The sequence below is a fragment of the Streptomyces sp. CB02414 genome (genome assembly GCF_001905385.1).
Taxonomy (GTDB): domain Bacteria; phylum Actinomycetota; class Actinomycetes; order Streptomycetales; family Streptomycetaceae; genus Streptomyces.
Window position 1 is genome coordinate 574,559 of record NZ_LIPF01000004.1, and the last position, 21,086, is coordinate 595,644.

A 21,086-nucleotide genomic window follows, 5' to 3' on the forward strand; every position below is an offset into this window, starting at 1 on the left:
GCGCGCCACCATGAGATCGTGAGGCGCATGGCGTCCGGACAGGTCATCTTCCTCAACGGCACTTCCAGCTCCGGGAAGTCGAGCATCGCCCGGGAACTGCTCGACGTCCTGGACGACGGTGTCTACTTCCACCTCGCAGTGGACAGCTTCAACTCGATGCGCACCAAGCGAGCCCTCGGCCCCGAGGAGCTCGACGCCGCCCTGCGGCGCACCAGGCAGGGCTTTCACCGCTCGATCGCGGCCATGGCCGAGGTGGGCAACAACATCGTGGTCGACCACGTCCTCAGTGAGCCGTGGCGCCTGCTCGACTGCCTCACCGTGCTACGCCCCCAGGACGTCCTGTTCGTCGGTGTCCGCTGCCCGCTCGACGAACTGGTCCGCCGCGAGCTGGCCCGGGGCGACCGGCCCACGGGTCTCGCGGAGCTCCAGTACGACCTGGTGCACGCGCACGGCGATTACGACATGGAATGCGACACCGGCACGGCGACCCCACGGGCATGCGCCGAGCAGATCAAGGATTTCCTTCCCCGGCGCCCCACCCCCACCGCCTTCACCCGCCTGCGCGAACGCTGTCTGCCGAGCCGGCGCCGGAGATCCTGATGACGCAAGGACGTGCGGTTCCGCCCCGCGTGGCAGCAGCGCGGCGTGCCGCTGCCGAGGCGGGGTTCGAGCAGAGCTGCATCCCGGAAGAAGGCGAACTGCTCGGCCTGGCTGCTGCCGCGAAGCCGCACGGTGTCGTCGCCGAGAGCGGCACCGGCTTCGGAGTGGGGACCGCCTGGCTGCACAGTGGCCTGGGCGCCGGTGCCCGACTGGTCACCGTCGAGCGTGACGAGGAGCCGGCGCGTCGGGCGGCCGGTGTCTTCGCGGACGACGACCGCGTCAGCGTTCTCACCGGGGACTGGCGGCTGCTCGAACGGCACGCCCCCTTCGACGTCTTCTTCTGCGACGGCGGAGGCAAGCTCGACGACCCCGAGGGCGTCGTCGGACTGCTCGCTCCGGGGGGCCTCCTGATCCTGGACGACTTCACGCCCTCGTCCCACTGGCCGCCCCGCTTCCGTGGCGAAGTGGACGAGCTCCGCCTGTTCTATCTCGCTCATCCAGCGCTGCGGGCCACCGAAGTACTCACCACACCGTTCACTTCCGCGGTGGTCGCGGCGCGCCGCCCGTACCTGCTCGGTGCCTCAGGCGACCGTGCGGCGGAAGACCTGCCGTGAACCGCCCTCGGGCCCCGGGTCGGCGGCCTCGCCGGGGACGAAGCCGAGACGCTCGTAGAAGACGCGCGCGCCGCTCACCTGTGCTCCGGGGTGGTCGCTGCCGAAGGTGACCACCTCGACCGTGCCGGGGCCGCGCACCCACCGGCGCATCGCGTCTGCCATGAGCGCGCGGCCGACGCCCGTGCCGCGCGCCTGCTCGGACACGACGAGCCAGTGCACGTGGTAGGCCGGTGCCGTCGGGCCGAACAGCATGGCGCCGAGCAGGGGCGAACCGGCGGGGCCGGCCACGAGCGCCTCCGACCGGCGGATGTGGTCCCGCACCGCCGCGTGGAAGCCCGCCTCACCGACCATCGGACCGAACCAGTGCTCGACCTGCCCCGCCAACGCGAGGAAACCCGGGACGTCTTGTGCTTCGGCGAGTCTGACGTTCATCCGCTCAGTTTCGCAGACCGGGTCCCACACGGTGGAGGCAGTGTTCCGCCCATGCCGAGCGCCGCGCCCGCCGCTCGACCTGCGCGGGCCGGTCGGTAGCATCGACCGCCGTGGCAGACGATCGGACGGACTCGGCCTGGGGTACCTTCCTCGAACTCGGCCGTCCCGCCGAGGGCCCGATGCACGTCCGGCTGGCCCGTGCGCTGCGGGCGGCGGTGACCGGCGGGCGGATCGCCTCCGGCAGCGTCCTGCCGCCGAGCAGGTCCCTCGCGGCAGACCTGGGCTGTTCGCGGTGGGTCGTGACGGAGGCGTACGCACAGCTCGTCGCCGAGGGGTACCTGGAGGCACGCAGCGGCTCGGCCACCAGGGTCCGGGCACAGGCCGTGACCGCACCGGCGACGAGCCCCACCGATGCCGGCACGCGGTGGGAGCCGGAGTTCGACATGCTGCCCGGCGTGCCCGACCTGCGGGCGTTTCCCCGCGGACGGTGGGCGGACGCCGTGCGGGAGGCCACCGGCGCACTCACATGGGGCGAGCTCGGCTACCCCGACGCGGCCGGTCTCGCCCGGCTCCGGCAACGACTGGCCGCGTACCTCGTACGGGGCCGCGGCGCGTCGCTGGACGCCCGGCAGCTCGTGGTCTGCGCCGGCACCCTGGACGCGGTGCTCAGGCTGTGCCGCGCCCTGCGGGCCGACGGTCACACCCATGTGGCCGTGGAAGACCCCGGCTGGTCGCGGCTGGGCGCCACGGCCGGGGCGGCGGGTCTGGTGCCCGTCCCCGTTCCCGTGGACGGGCACGGCCTGCGGGTGGACCTGCTGCGGCGCACGCCGCAGGTCCGGTCGGTGATCCTCGCTCCCGCCCACCAGTTCCCGACCGGCGTGGTCCTCGCCCCCGCCCGCCGAGCCGATCTGGTCGCCTGGGCCCGCGAGGTCGACGGCCTGGTACTGGAGGACGACTACGACGCCGAGTTCCGCTACGACCGCCACCCCGTGGGCGCCCTCCAGGGCATGGCTCCGGAGCACGTCGTGCTGATGGGGTCGCTCAGCAAGACGCTCTCGCCGGCCCTGCGGATCGGCTGGGCGGCAGCGCCGCCGCGCTGGGCCGACGCCCTGGCCGCGGACCACGTCTCAGGCATGCCACCGCCCGTCATCGACCAGGAGGCGTTCGCCCGGTTCCTGGACCGCGGAGCCTACGACCGCCACCTGCGGGCCTCCCGGCTGCGCTACAAACGCCGCCGCGACCACCTCCTGCGCGAACTCACCGAGTCGCTGCCCGGGTTCCGGGTGTCCGGCGCCGCGGCCGGCTTCCATCTGCTGCTGTCCCTGTCGGGCTGCCCGGCGCCCGCCGTCGTCGAGGAGGCCGCACGGCGCGACGTGCGGCTCGCGGACCTCGACGACTACCGCGTGGTGCGGACCGGGGACGCCGCCGGCCCGACGCTGGTCCTCGGCTACGGCAATCTCGCCGACCGGGCCGTGCCCGGCGCCGTGCGACGCCTGGCACAGGCCGTCGACGCGGCCCGGCACACCGGCGGTCGGGCCGAGGCGGGGAGGGCCGGGGGGCGCCCGCGCTGAGCGGCGGCGCGCGGCCCCTCAGCCCGTCGCGGCGTGGTCGAGCCGCGCCCTGCTCTCCCCGGGCAGCTCCAGCTCCACCGCGCCCAGCACTTCGTCCAGTTGCGCGACGGAGCTCACCCCCACGATCGGGATCACCGGCGAGTCACCCCCGAGCAGCCAGGCCAGTACCACCTGGTTGGCCGTGACCCCCAGCTCGGCGGCCACCTCCCGCAGAACGGCCAGGCGCTGCCCGGTTCCGGGGTGGTCGTAGGCGGCAGGCAAGGACTTGTCGGGCCGTGTGTACGCGCCCGAGAGCAGCGACGAGTATGCCATCAGCGTCAGGTCCGGCTCACTGCGCACGTAGTCGAGGAGCTCGGCGGTCACATGGACGTGCCCGCTCTCCGGCAGTCCGACGTCGAAGCGCGGCTGGAGGTAGGAGTAGCGCTGCTGGACGCAGGTGTACGCGGTCCAGCCGTTGGTCCGGGAGATCGCGCGGGCCCGCTCGGTCCGCCAGGTGGCGTGGTTGGAGCAGCCGAGCACCGACACCTTGCCGCCGCCGACCAGTTCATCGAGCGCCCCGAGCGTCTCCTCCAGGGAGACGGACCGGTCCTCGATGTGCGTCCAGTACAGGTCGAGGCGATCGGTGCCCAGGCGGCGCAGGCTGTCTTCCGCGGCCTTGCGCAGCACCGGTGCCGACAACCCCTCGGCCGTCTCCAGGCCGCTGCCGGGCACGGTCGGCCGGGCCCCCGCCTTGGTGGAGATCACGACCTTGTCGTGCATGCGGCGGCTCGCCAGCCATCGGCCGACGGTGCTCTCGCTCTCGTCCCCGCTCCCGCCGGGAACCCAGAACGCGTAGTTGTCGGCGGTGTCGACGAGATCGCCGCCGGCCTCGGTGAACCGGTCGAGAATGGCGAAGGACGTCTTCTCGTCCACGGTGGTGCCGAAGGGCAGTGCGCCCAGGCACAGGGCGCTGACGACGGGGCCCGACGGGCCCCCGACTCGGCGTCGGAGCAACGGTGTCACCTCGCTTCGTGCCCGTACGCCGAAGACGTGCGGGCTCGGACAGGAACGGCTCCACCGTAGGAAGACAACGGTCCGGTGTCCCGGTCCATTGGGACGCCGGAAAACCGGACCGATCTGCGCCGGCCGCAGCCCAATCCGGCCTCGGGTGCTTGACCCTCACGTGGCGTCATGCCGCATAGTCCCCGGCATGGAAGCGCACCTGACCGTGGGACGCGTGGCCGGACTGGCCGGCGTCAGCGTCCGCACGCTGCACCATTACGACGAGATCGGCCTCGTACGGCCGTCCGCGCGCACCGCCTCCGGATACCGGGCCTACGCGGCGGACGACGTGGAGAGACTGCGGCAGGTGCTCGCCTACCGGCGACTGGGATTCGGACTGCGCGAGATCGCGGACCTGGTCGACGACCCCGCCACCGACGCGGTGGCGCACCTGCGCCGTCTGCGCGGTCTGCTGCTGGACCGGCGCGATCAGGCCGCTGCCGCCGTGACGGCCATCGACAGGGAACTGGAGGCACGGGCCATGGGGATGAACACGACACCGGAGGAACAACTGAAAGTGTTCGGCGCGCAGTTGTACGACGTCATCGGATCCGCGTACCCGGCGACGCGGCGCACCGAACCGCGGATCGCCGAGAGGATCTGGGACGCGCTCGGGGACGCGCGGACCGTACTGAACGTCGGGGCGGGCACCGGCTCCTACGAGCCGCCGGACCGTGAGGTGACAGCGGTGGAACCGTCGGCCGTCATGCGCGCGCAGCGCCCGGCGGGCTCGGCGCCCTGCGTGGCCGCCGCCGCCGAGCGCCTGCCCTTCGAGGACCAGTCGTTCGACGCGGCGATGGCGGTCAGCACCGTCCACCACTGGCCGGACCCGGTCGCCGGTCTGCGGGAGATGCGCCGCGTGGCCCGCCGGGTGGTGGTGTTCACCTATGACGCCGGCAGCACCGGCTGGCGCGACCGCTTCTGGCTCACCCGCGACTACCTGCCCGAGTTCGGCGCCCTCCTCGCCGACTGGCCCTCACTGGCCGACCTGGCCCGCGCGATCGACGGCCGTGCGGAACCGGTGCTCGTGCCCTGGGACTGCGCCGACGGCTTCTTCGAGGCCCACTGGCGCCGGCCCGAGGCGTACCTCGACGAACAGGTACGCCGCGCGGTGTCCGTGTGGGCCCGGGTCGGGCCGGAGGCGGAGCAGCGGGCGGTGGACGGCCTCCGCGACGACCTTTCCTCCGGCCGGTGGGCCGAGCGCAACCGCGACGTCGTCGCCCTCGACGCCGCGGAGCTCGGCCTGCGCCTTCTCGTGACCTGAACCGGCGGCCGGACAGCCGGACGCTCGCCGCGGCGCTCGCGCGCCGCCTCACCCGGCGAGACGTTTCGCCGCCTCCCGGCGCCGGCGCTGCGCCGCGACGTTCGCCACCGGGGCCGACAGCATCAGTGCCCGCGTGTAGGCGTGCCGCGGCGCACCGGTGACGTCGGTGGCGCCGCCCGTCTCCACGATCTCGCCGCGATGGATCACCGCCACCCGGTGGCTCATGAAGCGGACCACGGACAGGTCGTGCGTGACGAAGAGGTACGCCGTGCCCGTCTCCTCCTGGATGTCCAGCAGCAGGTCGAGCACGGCCCTTCGGGTCGTCAGGTCGAGGGCGGAGACCGGCTCGTCGCAGATGACGAGCCGGGGGCGCAGGGCCAGGGCACGGGCGATGGCGACGCGCTGCCGCTGGCCCCCGGAGAACTCGCGGGGCAGCCGGTGGGCGGCGTCAGCGGGCAGGTGGACCCGGTCGAGCAGGCCGCGGACACGGTCCCGGGCCTCGTGCGGACTCGTCCCGTGCGCGATCAGGGGTTCGGCCAGGGTGTCCCCGACGGTGAGCGAGGGGTTCAGGGAGGTGTACGGATCCTGGAAGACGACCTGGAGGTCCCGGCTCAGCGCGCGGCGGCGGGAGCGGCCGGCCGTGTGGACGGGTTCCCCGTCGAAGGTGATCGTGCCGGACCGCACCGGCGCCAGGCCGAGGACGGCGCGGCCGATGGTGGTCTTGCCCGACCCGGATTCCCCGACCAGGCCGAGGGTCTCGCCCGGCCGGACGTCGAGGGACACGCCCCTGAGCACCTCGGTGTGCGGGGCACGCCGGCTCCGTCCGGGGTACGAGACACGCAGGTCCCGTATGCGGAGGAGGGGCGCCGCGGGGACGGTAGCGGCGGTCTCTGCTGCGGTCATACGGCTGTGCTCCTCGCCTTTCGGGGCTGTCGGCGGTCCCGTGCCGGGGCGTCGTCGAGGACGGCGTCGAGCAGGGTCCGGGTGTAGGCGTCCACGGGGGAGTGGAGGACCTGCTCGGCGGTGCCGGTCTCCACGATCCGGCCGCCGTTCATCACGGCGACGCGGTCGCACAGGTCGGCCACCACTCCCAGGTCGTGGGTGACCAGGAGGACGCCGAGCCCGCGGTCCCGCTGCAGCCTGCGCAGCAGGTCCAGGATGTCCGCCTGGACCCGTACGTCGAGTGCCGTGGTGGGTTCGTCGGCGATGAGGAGTCCGGGATCGCAGGACATCGCGCCGGCGATGAGCACTCGCTGGGCCATGCCACCGGAGATCTGGTGCGGGTACAGCCGCAGTGTGCGCTCGGGGTCGGGGATCTCCACCAGGCGCAGCAGTTCCAGGGCACGCAGGGCCGCGTCCCTGCGCGAGAGCCCGAGAAGATGACGCATGGGTTCCATGAGCTGGCTGCCGACGGTGAACGCGGGATCGAGGTTGCTCATCGGCTCCTGCGGGACGTAGGCGGCGGTGCGGCCGCGCAGGGCGCGGCGCTCGCGTTCGGGCAGTCCGACCAGCTCGGCTCCGCCGACGAGGACGCTGCCGCCCGCGATCCGTCCGCCGTCGGGCAGGATGCCCAGCACGGCGAAGGCCGTCTGGGTCTTGCCGGAGCCGGACTCCCCGACGAGCCCCACGATCTCCCCGGCACGCACGTCCAGGTCGACTCCGTGCACGACCTGCTTGTCGGCACCGTCCGGCTGCGCGTAGGCGACGGTGAGGCCGCGCACCGACAGCAGTTCGGCCCGGTCGTCCGGGGAGCGTTCCACGGTACGGTTCGGCGCGCCCGGCGTGGCCGGTGTGCGGCGTACGGGCCGGGGCCGGGCGGACGGCTGCCCGGAGTGGTCCTCCAGCCCGTCGCGCAGGGCCGACGCGAACAGGACGAGGGCGCCGTTGGTCAGGCCCAGGGCGAGCCCCGGCCACAGCATCAGCAGGGGCGCGCGCTGGACGTTCTGGAACGCCTCGTTGAGCATGGCGCCCCAGGTGGCCGACGAGCCGCTGCCGACGCCGAGGAACTCCAGACCGGCCTGGAGGCCGATCGCGACACCGGCGACGAGGGCCACCTGGATGATGACCGGGCCGCGGACCACGATCAGCACGTGCCGGGACACGATACGGGCGTCGGACAGCCCGGAGACCCTGGCCGCATCGATGTAGAGCTCCTTGCGCACGCCCGCGACGACTCCGCGCACCAGACGGTGGAAGCTCGGTGCCGCGAGCACACCCAGCACGACCATCAGGGCCCACACGTTGGGGCCGAGAATGGCGCGGGAGGCCAGGAGCACCACCATGGCGGGCAGCGCCATGACCAGGTCGACCGTCCAGTTGGCGGCGGAGTCGAACCTGCCCCCGCGGTAGCCCGCGTACAGACCGGCCGGCACGCCGAGGGCGAGGGCGATGCCGAGGGCGATCAGCGCTCCGCCGAGGGTGTTGCGCCCGCCGTACAGGATGCGGGAGAGGATGTCGCGGCCCGCGGAGTCCGTGCCCAGCGGATGGGCGCCGCCGGGGCCGGCGAAGGCGTTGCCGAGGGACGCGGCCGAGGGGTCCTGGGGCGCCAGCCACGGCGCCAGCAGGACCGCGGCGACGAGCAGCAGGAGCACGGCGGCCGACCCGGCGCCGAGCGGGTTGCGCGACAGCCGCCGCAGGACGCGGCGACCGGGCGTCGCCCCGCGGCCCGTCGCCCGCGCCTCGCCGCCGGTACAGTCCGTGGCGGTCGCGGGCGGTCCGGCCGGAAGGTTCTCGCTCATGCGGCCCTCGCCTTCGGGTTGAGCCAGCCGATCGCGATGTCGACCAGAAGGTTGATCAGGACGACTCCGACCACGGTGAGCATGACCAGCGCCATGATCACGGGGATGTCGCCGCGGGTGGTGTAGGTGACGGTCATGCTGCCGATGCCGGGCAGACCGAATATCTGCTCCACGACGACCGCGCCGCCCAGCAGTCCCACGAACTGCATGCCGAGTACCGACAGGGCCGGGGCGGAGGCGTTGCGCAGGACGTGCCGGAAGACGATGCGGGACGCGGGCAGGCCGCGGGCGCGCAGCGTACGGACGTAGTCCTGGCGCAGGACGTCGATCACCGCGCCGCGCACCTGCTGGGAGACGCCGGCCACGGAAGCCACCGAGAGGGACAGCACCGGGAGGGTGATGGTGGACAGCCAGCCGCCGGGCGATTCGGCGAACGGGACGTAGCCGATGGCCGGGAACCAGTTCAGCCGGACCGCGAAGACCAGCACGAGGACGAGGGTGACCAGGAAGCCGGGCAGCGCGTAGCCCACGACACCCAGCACCTGGACGAAGCGGTCGACGGCGCCGCGCCGCACTCCCGCCCAGACGCCGAGCAGGAAGGACACCGTCGTGGTGACGAGCGTGACGCCGACCATCAGGCTGGCGGTGACCGGCAGCCGGCCCCAGACCGCCGTGGTGACGTCCTCACTGGTGAACCACGAGATGCCGAGGTCGCCGCGCACGGCGTGGGCGAGCCAGTCCGCGTACTGCTCCAGTACCGGCCGGTCCAGACCCAGGGCGGCGTTCTTGGCGTCGACGGAGGCCTGGTCGGCGCCCTGGCCGAGGAGCTGCCGGCCGATGTCGGTGTCGGGGATCGACAGCAGCACGTAGGTGAGCAGCGAGATGACGACCAGGAGCAGGGCACCGGACGCGGTCCGGCGGGCGATGAAGGTCAGCATGGCACTCGGTATCCGTGACGGGCGCCGGGGCGGGTCACTTGGCGGGGGAGTAGTTGTAGATCGACGGGACGGCCATGCCGGACTGCGGGTGGACGGTCACCGTGCCGTCCGAGACGTGCAGGTAGCTCATCCGGTAGAAGGGCACGAACCACCCCTGCTTCACCAGGTGCTCGTTGAGGGAACGCACGGCGGTCCCGGCCTGTTCGGCGGTGCCGGACTGGACGCGCGCGACCAGTTCCCGCACGGTGGCGTCGGTGGTGCCGAACATGTTGAAGGCGCCCGGGTTGACGAGTTCGTCGACCACGACCCAGTCCGACGAGGACTGGCCGATGTTCATGACCATGCCGGAGTACGCGCGGTCGGTGAACACCTTCCGCACGGCCGAGGCACCGTCGAGGTCGTCCCAGACCAGCTTCACCCCGACGGCCTCGAAGTCGGCGGTCAGCGAGGCGGCGAGCGCGTCGTTGACGATGGCGGAGATCCGGGGAAGCTTCAGCGTGAACCCGTCGGCGTGGCCCGCCGCCCGCAGCAGTTCCCTGGCCCGGTCGGGGTCGTGGGCGTAGTACGTGTCGAGTTCCTCCGCGTAACCGCGGGTGTCGGGGCCGAAGACCTGCGAGGTGATCTCGCCGCGGTTCTGGCGGATGGCCCGGAGCATCGTCTCGCGGTCGACGGCGAGGTTGAGCGCCTGGCGGACGCGGGCGTCCTTGAGCGCGGGCGTCAGTGCTCCGCCCCGGTCGAAGAGCAGCAGTCCCTGGAAGTCGAACTCCTGCTTCGTCGTCTTCATCCGCGGGTCGGACTCGATGCTGATCTGCTGGTCGGCGCTCTGCAGGAGGGCGGCGTTCACCTGGCCGGTCTTCAGGCCGTTGACGATCGCCGTCTCGTTGTCGAAGAAGCTCATCGTCAGCGTCTCGTACGGCAGCTCCTCGCCCCAGTAGTCGGGGTTGCGCTGGTAGACCCACTTGGTGCCGATCGTGGTCTTCGCCTTGTCCAGGCGGTAGGGGCCGGTGCCGTCGGGGGTCGTCTTGAGGCTGTCGCCCTTGCCGAACGCGGCCGGGTTGGCCATCAGGCCGGCCGCGTCGCTCAGGTAGAAGAGCATGGCGGGATTGGGCTGCTTCAGCTTGAGCGTGGCGTGGGAGGCGTCCTTCACCTCCACCGCCTCCAGGTCCTTCAGCCACTTGGCGTCGGCCCCGCCGCCCTTCTTGAAACGCTCCATGTTCGCTTTGACGGCCGCCGCGTCGAAGGCGGTGCCGTCGGCGAACTTCACGTCCTCGCGCAGGGTGAGGGCGAGTTCCGTGCGGTCCGCGTTGTACTTCCAGGCGGTGGCGAGCATGGGCCGGAACTCACCGTCCGGCTCGCGCTTGACGAGGGTGTCGTACGTCGCCTGGAAGAACGGCAGGGCGCTGCCGACGGCCTGGGCGGGGTCGAGGCTCTGCGGGAACGTCATGGTCGCGATGTTCAGCGTCGACGAACCACTGCCCGTGGTGCCGGCGCCGCTGCATCCCGCGACGGCGAGGGTCGCCGCCAGACAAGCGGCCGCGGCCCCGGTTCGGTTGCTTCTGGTCATGAGGATCGCTCCGTGTGGAGAGCCGGGGAGGGACGTCCCGGACGAGATGGGCGGTGAGCTTAGCCGCAGAACTAACCACTTGGTAGGTTTCTGTCGGCGGAAGGCGGTCGGCCGGGGCGGCCGGCTGGTAACTTCCGGGAGCGAAGCGGGGCTGCCGGGGCACTCCCGTGACGCACCGGAGCCGACGGCAGGAGCCCGCTGAAGTGAGCGCACGACCCGAGGACGCCCCGCGGCGCCTCTCCAAGGGCGAGCGGACGCGGGCCCGCGTCCTGGACTCCGCCACCGAACTGTTCTCCCGGTCGGGCTTCAACGCCGTGTCGCTGCGGGACATCGCCGCCCACGCGGGGCTGACCCACGCCGGCGTCCTGCACCACTTCCCCGGCAAGGAGTCGCTGCTGACCGCGGTGCTGGGCCGCCGCGACCGGACCGACGCGCAGTCGGTGTTTCCCGGCATCACCCATCCCGGCGCACCCGAACCCGACCCGGCCGAGCGGCTGCGCGCACTGGTCGGTCTGGTCGCCCGCAACGCCTCGACCCCGGGCCTCGTGGCGCTCTACGCCAAGCTGTCCGCCGAGGCCACCGATCCGGGGCACCCGGCCCACCACTACTTCCGCGAGCGCTACCGGGTCCTGCGGGAGGAACTGACCGTCCTCGTCGAGGCGCTGAGGGCGCCGGGTGATCCGCCGACGACCCCCGAACCGGCGGTCGTCGCCCGGCAACTGCTGGCGCTGATGGACGGCTTGCAGACCCAGTGGCTGCTGGAACCGGAAGCCGTGGACATGGAGGACCTGGTCCGTGACTACCTGGTCCGCGTCGGACTCCGGCCCGAGGAGGGCGGGTCCTGAGCCGGCGTCAGCCGGTGAGGGCGGCGAGAACGGCATCGGCCGTACTCCGGTGCCCGGCGGCGTTGGGGTGGAATCCGGCCGCCGCCGCGGTCTCCTCCGGTTCGATCCAGCGCACGCCCGCCGGCCTGCACACATCGTGTCCGACCGAGGGACCGTAGGCGTCGGCGAAACCGGCGCCGTGCAGCGAGGCCTGCCGTGCCAGCACGGTGTTGAGCTGCTTCGTCCTGTCCCGGAGCCAGGGGAAGTCGCCCTCGGCGAGCGCGACCGTCTCCCGGCACGCGGAGCCGTCGTCCGGGAAGATCGCCGGGTACCCGACCAGGAGGACCCGGGCCTGCGGGGAGCGGGCGTGGATCTCTTCGAGGACGGCGTCGAGGCGTGGTGCGACGGCCTCGATGCGGGAGCCGATCTCGTCGGATCCCCAGAGTGTGTAGCTCTGCTTGCACGGTGCGCCCTGCGGGGCCAGGTAGCCCAGGAGTACGCACCGCGTGATGACCCCGGTCAGGTCGAGGTCGTTGCCGCCGATGCCCAGCGTCACCAGCGTGGTGTCGGGGCGCAGGGCGTCGAGCTGCGGCGGGACGGAGTCCTGAGGTGCCGTCAGGTGGCTGGTGGCGGCGCCCGCGCAGGTCACGTCGGTGAAGGAGGCGGCCTCCGTCGCCCGGGCGACCAGGGTGGGGTAGTTGGCCGAGGAGCGTCCGCAGGCCGGGTCGGTCGGTTCGGGGATTCCGAGTCCGGAGCTGAAGGAGTCGCCGAGCGCCACGTAGCGCACCTCGGCGGTGTTCTGCCCGGCCGCCGGCGGCGGTGCGGGTGCCGCGGAGGCGCCCGTGGCGGTGCAGACCAGTGCGGTCAGGGCCGCGGTGACGGTGGCCGCGCGCTGTGTCGTGCGTCTTCCGGGGGGTGCGCCGGCCGGCGGGCTGGAGGGGGGCATGGCGGTTCCTCTGTTCGGCGGTGAGGGAAGGTGCGAAAACCGTACGGTGATCGGTTTCTGGTCGTCAATAGGCCGCGCGGCACCGCTTCCCGGCGCCCGCGCCGCCCGGCTACCGGCAAGTAGACAACCCTTGACAGTAAAAACCGATCAACTTACGTTTTTTGCGCCTCTCCCGACCGGACTCCCGGTTCACCCGTACTCGCCTGTATCACCGAAGCCGAATAGGTGCGCGTATGACCCAGCAGATCCCGACCGGCGCGCATGCGACCGAGCGGTACCCGTCCACGCCGTCCCTCTCCACGGCCGACAAGGCCTCCCTGACCAGCGGCGCGGGCGACTTCGTCACGACGGGGCTCGCCGCGGCCGGCGTCCCCGCCGTCACCCTGTCCGACGGCCCCCACGGTCTGCGGCTACCTAAGGAGAGCGGCGACGGCGGCCAGTTCGACCTGCACAGCGCCGCACCCGCGACCTGCTTCCCGCCGGCCGTGGCCCTGGGCAGCGGCTGGGACCCCCAGCTCGTCCACCGCGTCGCCGGCGCGATCGCCGCCGAGGCGTCCGCGCATGGCGTGCACGTGGTGCTCGGACCGGGAATCAACATCAAGCGGTCGCCGCTGTGCGGACGCAACTTCGAGTACTTCTCGGAAGACCCGCTGCTCACCGCCGAGCTCGGCGGCGCCATGGTCCGCGGGCTGCAGGAGGCGGGTGTCGGCGCGGCGCTCAAGCACTACGCGGCCAACAACCAGGAGACCGACCGCATGCGCGTGAGCGCCGACGTGGACGAGCGCCCCCTGCGCGAGATCTACCTGCGCGCCTTCGAACGCATCGTGCGCCGTGACCGTCCGTGGTCCGTCATGGCCTCGTACAACGCGGTCAACGGTGTGCCGTTGTCGGAGAACGCGCGGCTGCTCACCGACATCCTGCGCACCGAGTGGGGCTTCGACGGCATCGTGATGTCCGACTGGGGCGCGGTCCGTGACCGGGTCGCCGCGCTGCGCGCCGGCCTCGACCTCCAGATGCCGGGCACCGGCGGACGCACCGACCGGGACGTCGCCGCCGCGGTGGACGACGGCGACCTCGACGAGGCAGTGCTGGACCAGGCGGTCGACCGCCTGGTCCGCTTCGCCCGGCGGGCCGCGGACGGGAAGCGGGCCGACAGCGCGCCGGCGGACGGCGGGTTCTCCGCCGAGGAACACCACCGGCTGGCCGGTGAGGCCGCCGACCGGTGCGTGGTGCTGCTGAAGAACGACGCCGGGCTGCTGCCCCTCGACCGCTCCTCGGGCACCGTGGCCGTCATCGGCGAGCTGGCCCGCACCCCCCGCTACCAGGGCGCCGGCAGCTCCCAGGTGACGCCCACCCGCCTCGACACGCCCTTGGAGTGCCTGCGGCGGCTCGCCGACGGCGTCCGCGTGGAGTTCGCCCCGGGCTATGCCCTCTCCGGCGACGAGGACACGGGCGGAGCGGCAGCCGACGAAGCGGTACGGCTGGCAGCCGGGAGCGACACCGTGGTGCTCTTCGCCGGCCTGGCCGCACAGGACGAGTCGGAGGGCTTCGACCGCACCCACATCGACCTGCCCGCCGGCCAACTGCGCCTGCTGGAGCGCGTCCGCGCCGTCAACGACCGCGTGTGCGTGGTGCTGTCCAACGGCGGAGTGGTGCGTACGTCGCCCTGGCACGAGACGGTTCCCGCCGTGGTCGAGGGCTGGCTGCTCGGCCAGGCCGGCGGGGGCGCCCTGGCCCGGGTGCTGTTCGGTGAGGTCAATCCGTCCGGGAAGCTGGCCGAGACGATCCCGCTGCGCCTGGCGGACTGCCCCAGCCACCTGTCCTTCCCCGGAGAGGAGGGCCGGGTCCGCTACGGCGAGGGCGTGTTCGCCGGATACCGCGGCTACGACGCCGCCGGCCGTGAGGTCGCCTTCCCGTTCGGCCACGGGCTGTCCTACACGACGTTCGCCTACTCCGGCCTGCGCGTGGACGTGAGTGAGGACGGTGCGGCGGTCACCGTGACGGTGACCGTCACCAACACCGGTGACCGGACCGGCCGGGAGGTGGTCCAGGTCTACAGCGCGGGACCGGCGGACTCCGAGGTCGCCAGGCCCCCGAGGGAACTGCGCGGCTTCGCCTCGGTGACCCTGGCCCCGGGGGAGAGCCGGGAGGCCGTGGTGGAACTGGCTCGCGCCGACCTGGCCCACTACAGCGCACGCGAGGGCGGCTGGCGGGTCGAGGGCGGTGTCCACCGCATCGACGTCGGCTCCTCGTCACGCGACGTACGGCAGTGGGCCGAGGTGGTGCTGGACGGGGATCCCTCACGGCTGTGGCTGACCGGGCGCAACTCGCTCGCGGAGTGGCTGCGCCATCCCGTGGGCGGACCGCTGCTGGCACGACGGTTCGCACGTGCGCGGGGCGGCGACGCCGGACCGGGCGCCATGGACGACCCCGTGATGCGGCGCTTCCTCGCCGGCGTGCCGCTCGACGTGATCTCCGAGTTCCCGCAGAGCCCGGTGACGCCCGAGGACGTGGCGGACCTGGCCGCCGAGGCCGACGCCGCTTCGCGCGGCACCTCCCGGTGACCGCCGAAGCGGCGGTGCACGGCAGCGTGCGGCCGGGGTGGGAGGCGGTGCGCGAAGCCTTCGCCCACGCACAGGCGGACGACCCCGGTGCCGCTCAACTGGCCGTCCACCACGCGGGCCGGCCGGTGGTCGACCTGTGGACCCGGTCCACGGCGGCCACGGCCGGACGGCCCTTCGGCCCGGACTCGGTCACCGTGCTGATGTCCGTCTCCAAAGCGATGACGGCCACCTGCGCCCATCTCCTCGCCCAGCGCGGCCGGCTCGACCTGGCGGCGCCCGTCGCCCGCTACTGGCCGGAGTTCCGCGCGGCGGGCAAGGCGCACACCACCGTGGCCGACCTGCTCGCCCACCGCGCGGGACTGCCCGCCTTCACCGACGACCCGGCGGGCACCGGACTGCCGGGTCTGCTCGACTGGAACGCCCGCGTCCGCGGCCTGGCGGCGATGCGGCCGCTGTGGGAGCCCGGAACGGCGTACCACTACCACGCCCTCACCCATGGCCACCTGGTCGGCGAGGTGGTCCGCCGGGTGGCGGGCGCGGGCATCGGAACCTACTTCGCCCGTGAGGTGGCCGGACCACTGGGGCTGGACCTTTGGATGGGCCTGCCGCGGTCGGCCGAGCGCCGGTTCGTGCGGCAGTCCGCCCTCCGGCCCGCGCCGGGCGCCGAGCAGATCGACGCGGCGATCGGCCGCCTCGGCCTCACGCCCGACGACCGGACGGCCCGGTTCCTCAGCGCCTCGGCCCGTGAACTGGCCGTTGCCGTCGCGGCGTTCGACACACGCCGGGGGAGGGCAGCCGAGATCCCCGCGGCGGGCGGCATCGGTGACGCCCGGTCGCTGTCGCGGCTCTACGCGGCGCTCGTCGGCGAGGTCGACGGCGTACGGCTGTTGTCCGCGGCCACGGTCGGCCGGGCCCGGGCTCCGCACACCGATCACCTTCCGCCGCCGGGTCCGCTGCACCGGTTCGACGGACCGGACAGGTCCCGCTTCGGCCTCGGCTTCGAGCTGCCCCGCCCCGGTGAACCGCTCCTCGGCGAGGGCCCCTTCGGCCATGCCGGAGCGGGCGGACGGCTGGGCATGGCGCATCCCGAGAACCGCCTGGCGGTCGGCTACGTCTGCACGGCCATGTCCTGGGAGCCGTCGGCCGGCCCGGACCCGCGATGGCTGCCGTGGACCGAGGCGGTCCGGGAGGCCTCGGCCCGTGCCGGCCGAGCCTGACACGGGCCCGGCGGTACCGGAGGGCGTGGGGGGAACCCGGACCGGGCCACGCCACCACGCCCTTCCCGCACCCGCCGGCCGCGCTCAGTCCTCCCGGTCCCGGGCGAGCAGACGCATCACGTCGTCGATCGGCTGCTCCATGTCGGTGGACCGGTCGATGAGCCACTGCAACTGGATGCCGTCGGCCACCGCCAGCAGCAGCACCGCCAGCCGTTCGGGCGGAACGACGGTCGTCATGGAGCCTTCGTCCATCCGCTTGCGCACGTACCCGGCCACCCGTTCCCGCAGCACCGGGTAGCGCTCGGCGAAGTGCGCGTGCGCCGGGTGCTCCGTGTCGCTGGCGGCCGCCGCCATGGACACGAACAGCTCCACCAGACCGGGGGTCCGGGCACCCTCACGAATGATCTCCCGGTAGCTCTCGGGGCTGGTGCGCTCGTCCTGCCGCCGGCGGGCGGTCTCGTCGCGCATGCGCAGCACCTGGGTGAGCAGGTCCTCCTTGGAGTCGAAGTAGTGCATCAGCCCGGGGAGGCTGAGATTGCACCGGGCGGCCACCTTGCGCAGCGAGGTCCCCCGGTATCCCTCGGCCGCGAAGATCTCCAGCGCCGCGTGCAGGATCTCGCCGCGCTTCGCCTCGCCCTTCTCGTACGGGCCCCGTTTCGCCATGCCGGTCAGCCTAACCCGCGTGGGCGACGCCGGCCGCCGCGGCGGGGGTGTCCGGCAGGCGCCCCGAGCGGGCCACCGAGCCCAGCCAGCGGGCCGAATCCTTGGGCCGGCGTGCGAAGGTCCGCGGATCGACGGCGATGAGTCCGAACCTCGGCCGGTAGGAGCCCCACTCGTAGTTGTCCAGGGCGCTCCAGTGCAGATAGCCGCGGACGTCCACGCCGTCGCGCAGGGCGGCGGCCAGGCTCGCCAGCGCCCTGCTGGTGTAGGAGACGCGCAACGCGTCGTCGTCGGTGGCGATGCCGTTCTCGGTGACCAGGATGGGCACACCGGGACCGACGACGGAGGCGGTGTGCCGTACCGCCTCCCCCAGGGCCTCGGGGTACACCTCCCAGCCGGTCAGCGTCTTCGCGGCGCCCGGCGGCACGGGCAGCGGACCGTCCGGACCGATCCGGTGCCGGGTGTACGCCTGTACGCCGATCCAGTCGTCCTCACGGGCGGCCTCCAGGAAGACGTTCTCCCGCGGGCCGGCGTACGCGGCGGCGATCTCCTCGGCGCCCGGCTCCGCCTGGTAGACCTGGTTGGCGACCGTCCACCCCACCCGCAGGTCCGGATCGGCGGCCTTGAGCGCGGAGAACGCCGCCCGGTGCGCGCGGACCAGCGCACGGGTGACGACGGCGTCCGGTTCCAGTGAGCCGGGGTCGAAGGCGACCGCCCCCGAGTGGTCACCGCCCCTGGCCGGCGTACGGTCCGCGGTGCGCAGCAGCGTGTGCATCAGGGCGACCATGTTCGGCTCGTTGATCGTGGCCACATGGCGCACGCCGGCCGACAGCACCTCGGCGGCCACCGCGGCGTACGCGGCGAAGAGTTCGGCCGACTCGGGCGAGGACCAGCCGCCGAGCTCGCTGAACCAGCGCGGCGAAGTGAAGTGGTGCAGTGTCACGACCGGTGTCAGCCCGCGTTCCAGGGCGCCGCGCACCATGGCCCGGTAGTGCGCCACGGCGGCGCGGGAGATCCGCCCGCGCTCCGGCTCCACGCGTGCCCACTCGATGCCGAACCGGTAGGCGTTGAAACCGAGTCCGCTCAGCAGGTCCATGTCCTGCGGCCAGCGGTGGAAGCTGTCGGCCGCGTCACCGCTGAGCTCGGCGACGGAGCTGTCGGACCGGTTCTCCATGGCCCACCAGTCGCTGGAGACGTTGTTCCCCTCGACCTGGTGGGCGGAGGTGGCGGCTCCCATGAGAAAGCCGCGCGGCAGCACGAGACCGGGCCCGGTCGTGGGTGTCATACGGGGTTCCTTCCGCCTCGGAGCCAGGGGGGCGCGCGAGGGCGGGGCCGGACTCCATGAAAAGCGTTCATCGATCGGTTTTCGTGTTAGCGTACAGGCGATGCCGCTCCGGCAGGAAGACGCACCGGACAGGAACCCTCCGGAACGGCCGCCGTCCCGCGGCCCCCGCCCACCTGACCGGGCGCCGGGGCCGAGGGTCCGGCGCGGACGGTGCCGCACCGGCCGGTGACCGCCGCTGCCGTCCGGGAGGGCCGTCCCACTCACCGCACGAGAGGCGTGGAGGAGAAAACATGGACGCAGTCGTTCCGGGGGCCGCGGTGCGGCCGGAAGCCGACACCGGCGGGGAACTGGACCGTTCCGGACCCTGGCGCGTCGCCGCCGGCCACCGGCTCACCGCCGTCGCCCGCACGGTCCGCGCGCTCCTCGCTCCGCACCTCGGCGAACGCCTGCTGTCCCCGGAGGAGGCCGGCACCGCCGCCCGCACCCTCGAACTCGTCCTGGACACCGCCGAGCCGGCCCCGCCGCCGCCCGTCGGCCTCTCGCCGCGCGGCACCACGCCGCCCGGCGACGAGTCCTACCGCCTCACGGTCACCGAGAACGGCATCACCTGCCGGGCGGCCACTCCCGAGGGGGTCTTCCGCGCCGCCACCACCGCGCTGCAGCTCATCGCCGTCACTTCGGCCCGCGTCCCGTGCGGGGAACTGGCGGACGCACCGCGGTACGCGTGGCGCGGCCTCATGGTCGACCCGGCGCGCTGCTACCTCACGCCGGCCGAGCTCCGCCGGATCGTCGACCTCGCCGCGCTCTACAAACTGAACGTCCTGCACCTGCACCTGACCGACAACGAGGGCTGGCGCCTGCCCCCGCCCGACCGGACCGGCACCAGGGCGGCGGCCACACCGCCGGACGGCCCGGCCCGGCGGTTCTACTCCGCCGAGGACTACCGCGCCCTCCAGGACTACGCGGCCGAGCGCTTCGTCACCGTCATCCCGGAGATAGACCTGCCCGGCCACTGCGCCGCCCTGCGCGAAGCCGTGCCCGGACTGCCCGCCGCGCCCGCGCCCGAAGGGCTCGAGGGCCGCTTCCCCTACGTCCCGCCGCTCGACCTCGCGGACCCCGCGACCCACTCACTGGTCGCCTCCGTCCTCACTGAGGTCTGCCGGCTGACCGACGGACCCTACGTGCACATCGGCGGCGACGAGGCGCTGGGCATGACCGAGGACAGCTTCGCCCTCGCCGTACGGGAACTGCGCGCCCTGGTACGGGCGGCCGGCAAGCGCCCGCTGGCCTGGCAGGAGGCGTCACGCGCGGGCGTGACACCGGAGGACGTCGCCCAGTTCTGGGTGGACGTGCCCATGATGGACCTGCCCGACACCCAGGAGGAACTGGACCTCCGCCCCGACCTGCTCGCGGCCGGCTACACCCTGGCCGTCGTCGCGGCCCTCAAGAGGTTCTTCGCACCCACCGACCACGACCTCGCCCGAGTCCTGGACGGCGGCGGACGCGTCCTGCTCTCCCCCCAGTCCCACCTCTACCTCGACCGCCGGTACGCACCGGACATCGTCCCGCCCGAACAGGCGGGCACCGCGGCCCGCCTGGGCTTCCCCGCGTACCGGCCCCGCGACGTGCGCCACACCGCCGCCTGGGACCCCGCCGCGTACGCGATCCCCGAGGAGCGGATCGCGGGGATCACGGCCACGGTCTTCGGCGAGTCGATCCAGGGCTTCGACGACCTGACCACCCTGTTGCTTCCGCGCCTGGCCTCCCTCGCCCACACCGCGTGGACCGGTAGCGGCCCGGACTGGGAAAGCCACCGTGAAGTCCTCGCCCGCCACGGCGGACTCTGGCGCGAGCGCGGCCTCTCCTACCTGGCCTCCACCGAGATCCCCTGGCCGGCCCCGGACCTTCCCGCTGATCTCGGGGAACCCGGCAACTCGCCGAGGAGTACGGCGGGGTGTCCGCGCCCGGGACGAACCGCATAGGCCGTCCGCCCGGTCCTGCACGCGGTCGGTGCCGAAGGGCTACGGTGGTTCCCCCTGTCCTCGTCCTCCGCCGCCCGGAGCGCACCGGGCGGGAGAATCGGCGGGCGGTGACGCCGGAAGGGGCGGGCGGGATGGCTGGACGGGCGCGCTACGGGGCCGGGGTGGTCGCCCTGGCAGGGGTCGCGGTCCTGATTGGGTTGCTGGGACGGCCGGCGGGCAGTGACCGTGACACCGGGGGGCCCGTCGCGACCCCGGCCTTCTCCGTCGCCCCGGGGTCCTCCGGGCGGCCGGTCACTCCGGTGCCGGAACGCCCGGTGGAGACACGCCTCAACCTCTTCTCGTTCGACGGACTGTGCCAGGAGGAGGGGAGCCGGCCGGTGCCCCGGGCAGCACGCGTGTCGGCGTCCGGACCGCGCCCTGTGGTCGTCCATGTCAACGGACTGCTGCACCAGTTCGAGGGCCGGGGCCGCGACCGCACCGATCCGTTCGCACCGCTGCCGGAGCGGGTGCAACTCGTCGCCTGCGCCCGGTACGAAGGGCTGGGCAAACTCCTCAAGGTGTGCCGGTACGACTCGCCCGCGGCCGGAGCGGGACGGCGGGAGATCTCCCATTACGAAGGCCGGTACGAGCTACGGGTCCTGGAGGCCCGCACCGGCCGCCTGCTCGGCACCCACCGCATGGTCGCCCGCACCTCTGCCATCTGCACGCCGTTCGTCGAACGCGGCGCGGACACCAAGGAGTTCGAGCCTCCGGGCGACACCGTGTTCCGGGACATACTCGGCCCGTACACGCGCGGCGAGAAGCCCTGAGCGCGGTGCGGCCGGATCCGCGCCCGGACCAAGAAGA

Annotated in this window: 18 protein-coding genes; 9 read left to right on the top strand and 9 right to left on the bottom strand. The window is 73.2% G+C overall.

What is annotated here, in order from left to right; translation table 11 throughout:
- Window positions 1-27 precede the first annotated feature (27 nt).
- Both AMK11_RS16685 and AMK11_RS16690 read left to right on the top strand, forming a co-directional pair.
- Window positions 28-600 carry a chloramphenicol phosphotransferase CPT family protein gene (locus AMK11_RS16685; protein WP_073727778.1) on the top strand — a complete coding sequence of 191 codons (573 nt, stop codon included), beginning with the start codon at window positions 28-30 and terminating at the stop codon, window positions 598-600.
- Complete coding sequence (locus AMK11_RS16690) at window positions 600-1,214, top strand: O-methyltransferase (protein WP_073727780.1); 615 nt, start codon at window positions 600-602, stop codon at window positions 1,212-1,214. Before AMK11_RS16685 ends, AMK11_RS16690 begins: the two co-directional genes overlap by 1 nt.
- Here AMK11_RS16690 and AMK11_RS16695 read toward each other — a convergent pair.
- Window positions 1,182-1,646, bottom strand: coding sequence for a GNAT family N-acetyltransferase (locus AMK11_RS16695; RefSeq protein WP_073727782.1), 465 nt, complete (start codon window positions 1,644-1,646; stop codon window positions 1,182-1,184). The two genes, AMK11_RS16690 and AMK11_RS16695, sit on opposite strands and share 33 nt — an antisense overlap.
- 110 nt (window positions 1,647-1,756) lie before the next feature.
- On the opposite strand from AMK11_RS16695, the gene pdxR reads away from it, so the two are divergent.
- The gene (gene pdxR / locus AMK11_RS16700; RefSeq protein WP_073727784.1) at window positions 1,757-3,217 is read left to right on the top strand and encodes a MocR-like pyridoxine biosynthesis transcription factor PdxR; all 1,461 of its coding nucleotides are present in this window, start codon (window positions 1,757-1,759) and stop codon (window positions 3,215-3,217) included.
- 18 nt (window positions 3,218-3,235) lie between these two features.
- Here pdxR and AMK11_RS16705 read toward each other — a convergent pair whose 3' ends face one another.
- Window positions 3,236-4,210 (bottom strand): aldo/keto reductase, encoded by a 975-nt coding sequence (locus tag AMK11_RS16705; RefSeq protein ID WP_073727786.1) that lies wholly within the window; start codon window positions 4,208-4,210, stop codon window positions 3,236-3,238.
- Window positions 4,211-4,406: 196 nt separating this feature from the next.
- On the opposite strand from AMK11_RS16705, the gene AMK11_RS16710 reads away from it, so the two are divergent.
- Window positions 4,407-5,522, top strand: a complete 1,116-nt coding sequence (locus tag AMK11_RS16710; protein WP_073727788.1) for a MerR family transcriptional regulator — start codon at window positions 4,407-4,409, stop codon at window positions 5,520-5,522.
- Window positions 5,523-5,570: 48 nt separating this feature from the next.
- On the opposite strand, the gene AMK11_RS16715 is transcribed toward AMK11_RS16710, so the two are convergent.
- The 4 genes from AMK11_RS16715 to AMK11_RS16730 are packed head-to-tail and all read right to left on the bottom strand — an operon-like array spanning window position 5,571 to window position 10,762.
- Window positions 5,571-6,425 carry an ABC transporter ATP-binding protein gene (locus AMK11_RS16715; RefSeq protein WP_073727790.1) on the bottom strand — a complete coding sequence of 285 codons (855 nt, stop codon included), beginning with the start codon at window positions 6,423-6,425 and terminating at the stop codon, window positions 5,571-5,573.
- Window positions 6,422-8,260 carry a dipeptide/oligopeptide/nickel ABC transporter permease/ATP-binding protein gene (locus AMK11_RS16720; RefSeq protein ID WP_073727792.1) on the bottom strand — a complete coding sequence of 613 codons (1,839 nt, stop codon included), beginning with the start codon at window positions 8,258-8,260 and terminating at the stop codon, window positions 6,422-6,424. The genes AMK11_RS16715 and AMK11_RS16720 overlap by 4 nt, the downstream gene beginning before the upstream one ends.
- A complete protein-coding gene (locus AMK11_RS16725; protein ID WP_073727794.1) occupies window positions 8,257-9,198 on the bottom strand; it encodes an ABC transporter permease in 942 nt (313 codons plus the stop codon). The genes AMK11_RS16720 and AMK11_RS16725 overlap by 4 nt, the downstream gene beginning before the upstream one ends.
- 34 nt (window positions 9,199-9,232) lie before the next feature.
- Window positions 9,233-10,762, bottom strand: a complete 1,530-nt coding sequence (locus AMK11_RS16730; RefSeq protein ID WP_073727796.1) for an ABC transporter substrate-binding protein — start codon at window positions 10,760-10,762, stop codon at window positions 9,233-9,235.
- Between the two features lie 203 nt (window positions 10,763-10,965).
- Here AMK11_RS16730 and AMK11_RS16735 point away from each other — a divergent pair, with 203 nt between their 5' ends.
- Window positions 10,966-11,607 carry a TetR/AcrR family transcriptional regulator gene (locus AMK11_RS16735; protein WP_073727798.1) on the top strand — a complete coding sequence of 214 codons (642 nt, stop codon included), beginning with the start codon at window positions 10,966-10,968 and terminating at the stop codon, window positions 11,605-11,607.
- Window positions 11,608-11,614: 7 nt separating this feature from the next.
- Here AMK11_RS16735 and AMK11_RS16740 read toward each other — a convergent pair whose 3' ends face one another.
- Window positions 11,615-12,532 (bottom strand): SGNH/GDSL hydrolase family protein, encoded by a 918-nt coding sequence (locus AMK11_RS16740; protein WP_073727800.1) that lies wholly within the window; start codon window positions 12,530-12,532, stop codon window positions 11,615-11,617.
- 233 nt (window positions 12,533-12,765) lie between these two features.
- On the opposite strand from AMK11_RS16740, the gene AMK11_RS16745 reads away from it, so the two are divergent.
- Window positions 12,766-15,096, top strand: a complete 2,331-nt coding sequence (locus AMK11_RS16745) for a glycoside hydrolase family 3 C-terminal domain-containing protein (protein ID WP_073727802.1) — start codon at window positions 12,766-12,768, stop codon at window positions 15,094-15,096.
- Window positions 15,093-16,313: a serine hydrolase domain-containing protein gene (locus tag AMK11_RS16750; RefSeq protein ID WP_241846995.1), complete on the top strand. Its 1,221-nt coding sequence runs from the start codon at window positions 15,093-15,095 to the stop codon at window positions 16,311-16,313. Before AMK11_RS16745 ends, AMK11_RS16750 begins: the two co-directional genes overlap by 4 nt.
- An 84-nt stretch (window positions 16,314-16,397) precedes the next feature.
- Here the strand turns inward: AMK11_RS16750 and AMK11_RS16755 are convergent, their stop codons facing one another.
- Both AMK11_RS16755 and AMK11_RS16760 read right to left on the bottom strand, forming a co-directional pair.
- The gene (locus AMK11_RS16755) at window positions 16,398-16,976 is read right to left on the bottom strand and encodes a TetR/AcrR family transcriptional regulator (protein WP_073727804.1); all 579 of its coding nucleotides are present in this window, start codon (window positions 16,974-16,976) and stop codon (window positions 16,398-16,400) included.
- Window positions 16,977-16,986: 10 nt separating this feature from the next.
- A complete protein-coding gene (locus AMK11_RS16760) occupies window positions 16,987-18,258 on the bottom strand; it encodes a glycoside hydrolase family 1 protein (protein ID WP_073727806.1) in 1,272 nt (423 codons plus the stop codon).
- A gap of 290 nt (window positions 18,259-18,548) precedes the next feature.
- Here AMK11_RS16760 and AMK11_RS16765 point away from each other — a divergent pair, with 290 nt between their 5' ends.
- On the top strand, window positions 18,549-20,240 hold the full coding sequence (locus AMK11_RS16765) for a family 20 glycosylhydrolase (RefSeq protein ID WP_073727808.1): 1,692 nt from the start codon (window positions 18,549-18,551) through the stop codon (window positions 20,238-20,240).
- Between the two features lie 314 nt (window positions 20,241-20,554).
- Window positions 20,555-21,049, top strand: a complete 495-nt coding sequence (locus tag AMK11_RS16770; RefSeq protein WP_241846996.1) for a hypothetical protein — start codon at window positions 20,555-20,557, stop codon at window positions 21,047-21,049.
- Window positions 21,050-21,086: the final 37 nt, after the last annotated feature.